Annotated in this window: 5 protein-coding genes; 4 read left to right on the top strand and 1 reads right to left on the bottom strand. The window is 40.6% G+C overall.

Annotated elements, in window-relative coordinates; all coding sequences use genetic code 11:
• Positions 1 to 30: 30 nt before the first annotated feature.
• Positions 31 to 1,566 carry an MASE1 domain-containing protein gene (locus RRG12_RS42265; protein ID WP_420763234.1) on the bottom strand — a complete coding sequence of 512 codons (1,536 nt, stop codon included), beginning with the start codon at positions 1,564 to 1,566 and terminating at the stop codon, positions 31 to 33.
• Positions 1,567 to 1,806: 240 nt separating this feature from the next.
• Here RRG12_RS42265 and RRG12_RS42270 point away from each other — a divergent pair, with 240 nt between their 5' ends.
• The 4 genes from RRG12_RS42270 (at position 1,807) to RRG12_RS42285 (ending at position 3,056) form a co-directional block, all read left to right on the top strand.
• Positions 1,807 to 1,896, top strand: coding sequence for a DUF7219 family protein (locus RRG12_RS42270; RefSeq protein WP_420761135.1), 90 nt, complete (start codon positions 1,807 to 1,809; stop codon positions 1,894 to 1,896).
• A gap of 36 nt (positions 1,897 to 1,932) precedes the next feature.
• Positions 1,933 to 2,073 (top strand): diguanylate cyclase domain-containing protein, encoded by a 141-nt coding sequence (locus RRG12_RS42275; protein WP_420761096.1) that lies wholly within the window; start codon positions 1,933 to 1,935, stop codon positions 2,071 to 2,073.
• 181 nt (positions 2,074 to 2,254) lie between these two features.
• Positions 2,255 to 2,614: a hypothetical protein gene (locus RRG12_RS42280; RefSeq protein ID WP_420761095.1), complete on the top strand. Its 360-nt coding sequence runs from the start codon at positions 2,255 to 2,257 to the stop codon at positions 2,612 to 2,614.
• Positions 2,598 to 3,056, top strand: coding sequence for a hypothetical protein (locus tag RRG12_RS42285; protein WP_420761094.1), 459 nt, complete (start codon positions 2,598 to 2,600; stop codon positions 3,054 to 3,056). The genes RRG12_RS42280 and RRG12_RS42285 overlap by 17 nt, the downstream gene beginning before the upstream one ends.
• Positions 3,057 to 3,119 lie beyond the last annotated feature (63 nt).

The raw sequence follows: 3,119 nt of genomic DNA on the forward strand, positions 1-3,119 counted from the left end.
AAAGGGATGGTATATTTTTTGCAATTGCATCTATGTCATCATATCTCCTGTATCTTCGACTTGATAACGAAGTTTATAATTAGTTATTTCTTGGGTTTCTGGACTACTGACACTGGACGAATGAGTAAGAACTGTTACTTTGAAATTCACCCCTCCTTTATCTGTAAACTGGACTGCGTTACCCAAAATATTAATCAGAACTTGCCGCAGTCTTTTCTCATCCGCGTGGATACCAACTGGGAGTTGAGAGTTGGGCTGATACGTGAAGGAAATAACTTTTTGATCAGCTTTAATCCGACAGATTTCGACTACTCCTTCCAGAAACGAAGGAAAATGGAAATCGATGGGATGCAACTCCATTTTGCGGGCTTCGATTTTAGACAAATCCAGCACGTCATTAATTAAAGTTAATAGATGAAAGCCGCATTGATGGATAATTTCAATTCCTTTGTATCCTTTGTCGGACAAGGTTTCAGTCCGTTGTAAAATTTGAGTATAACCGAGGATGCCATTTAGTGGAGTTCGTAATTCGTGGCTCATGTTGGCGAGAAATTCACTTTTGGCTTGATTGGCAACTTCGGCAACAGTTTTTGCTTCGTTGAGTTGGGCAGTTCGTTCTTCAACTCGTCGCTCTAGTTCATCATTGGTTTGCCGCAGTATAATTGCTGATCTTTGGTTTTCACTAGTTACCGCAGAGATCACAAAGGTAGTGATAGCAATTACACAAATGAATGATTGCAACAAGATAAGTGATTCATTAGGTGAGAGTTGTTTAGCAAACGAACCAAAGCCTTTAACAGTACCAAAAACCGCGATTGCTGACATAATAAGTACAGCTAGAGTCGATATCCGCGCTTCAAATCGAAATGCCGTCCAAATTAATGGCGGAATGATCATGTATTCAATTGGGTATCCCCCTGAAAAAGCGACCCGAACAATCGCCATCATTGACAATAAAACAAATGCAAGTTCGATAATTTGTCGCCGATGGAAGCTTCTCGGCGATGGAGATTTTTGCAACCATGCCAGCACTAAAGGTGTAACAATTAAAATACCTGTGCTGTCTGATGTCAGCCAAGTTCGACAAATGTTACTAAATATTGACCAAGGTGCAATACCACTAATACAAAGCGTTAGTGCAGCCAAGATGGAACTGATTAGGGGGCTGGGTATAGTCAGAACCATAAATTTAAAAACATCTTGCGATCGCTCTAAAAAATGGCGACGCTTGATAAACTTATGAATTAAAAAAGTTGCTACGAAAGGAGTAATTAAGTTGATAGCCGAAATGATACTACTAATTAAAAGATTGTTCTTAAAAAAGAAAATATAACTAACAATAAAATCACTCAAAAATATGATGGGCCAGACCCGATAGCCTACCAATAACATTGCTGCTAAAAACACACCGAATGAAGGCCAAAATGCTGACGCACCACCGACAAATGTCATGGATAAACCTATGTATCCAAGTCCGAGGTGAACAATAGGAATGGTCAGGGCTGCTATTATAAATGGACGATCCAGCTTGGGTAGGAATTGCTGCCTTGTCGTAGTTTGCTGCATTTCTTGTCTCCGTGCAGATAGCTGAAGGCCAGTAACCCTCAACAAAGGTTGTCCAGTTTATAATTCCCAAAAGTAGTTGTGACTTCACGGAACTTAAACAAAAATTAAGCCCAAATAAAGCCAAAATTGGTTTTGTAAACAGTAAATACGTCCTAGTTCATCAGTCAAATTCTATTTAAACTTAATCTCCGGGTAATTACGTATTTTTAGCTCAAACAGTAAGTTAGTGACCCAAAAGATATTTACAACCAAATTCAGGCATTTTGGAAACAGTTAAAGCAGAGTAAAAAAGAACTCTTGATTGCTAAATCGCCACCAGCCTCAGCCTGAAGTTACTCTAATTTCGGTCGGCATCAAGAGAAACTCATGCCGAAGATTGCGGCATCACAATATTTTTTGTCAAAATCATCGCCTAACGCCCCAAAACTTATCGAATTTTTTAAATCTTCTAACGATAAATATGGTCATTCTCTGGGAGATACCTGCTTACAAACCCTAGCTATCTAATTGGTGTTGTTTGCAGGTAAACTGAAAAACACCTACCAGCAGACATTCCTCCGTGATAGTAAAGTTACCTAGCCACCGCCCGCAAAGACATTTCCCGGATGCCAAACGAATAATTGTGAAATGTGAGCTAAATTCATGTATACATTGCGACACAAAATTAGTTAACCTTCCATCTTGGCATATGCGGAAAACCATTCAAACCTTAAGCGGAGCAGTGTTTATAGCAGGTAAAGGGAAAGAATGTGCCAACGCTGAATGTGAATATTTTGGTCAACACTACTTAGCCTATGGTGTACTAAAATATAGTTTACCTCAAAGCACTTACGGGCTAGATGTGCTGGCATTTATCGGTTGGCAACATGAACATGAGCATCAACAGTTAGTTGAAATTCAACGAAAATTAAACCAGCGTGGTGTAGAAATTAACGAGAGTAATGTAGGGAAGCTATATCGTCAATTTCTGGCACTGTTGGGTGGAGCAATAGCGCATACCCAGGAGAAATTAGCTGCTACAGCCGTTGAACATGGTGGCAAGATGTAGGGCAATAGATGCCTTACAGCCAGAGGGTCACGGGACTCTGTTATACGTATTATATGAAGTATTAAGCGGTACAGCAGTAAGTGGAATTCAGTTACCACAGGCACAATCACAACGGTTAATTGAGTGGCTGCAACCATATCAGAAGTTACCGTATAAAGTGCTGGCAACCTTGTCAGATGGGGAATCAGCAATCATCACGGCAATGAATTCGAGTTGGCCAGATGCACCACATCAACGTTGTCAGGCACACTTCCTGAGTAATTTGAGTGAATCTGTGCTGTCATTAGATACAAAGCTCCGACAACAATTAAAAACAGATTTAGGTAGACTGCCAAAAGTCCCAGAGAATTCAGAAAGACCTCAAGACCCAAGTTCCGAACAGCAGTCAGATACTACCCCCCTTTTTCAGCAATCCCCTATTTGTCACGAGACGCAGAGCTAGTGGCCGTTGAAGCCCAAATTCGTGCGGCAATTCGAGATTGTATCAATCGCACAAGTCGCAAAC

It is taken from the genome of Nostoc sp. CALU 546, from assembly GCF_048836525.1.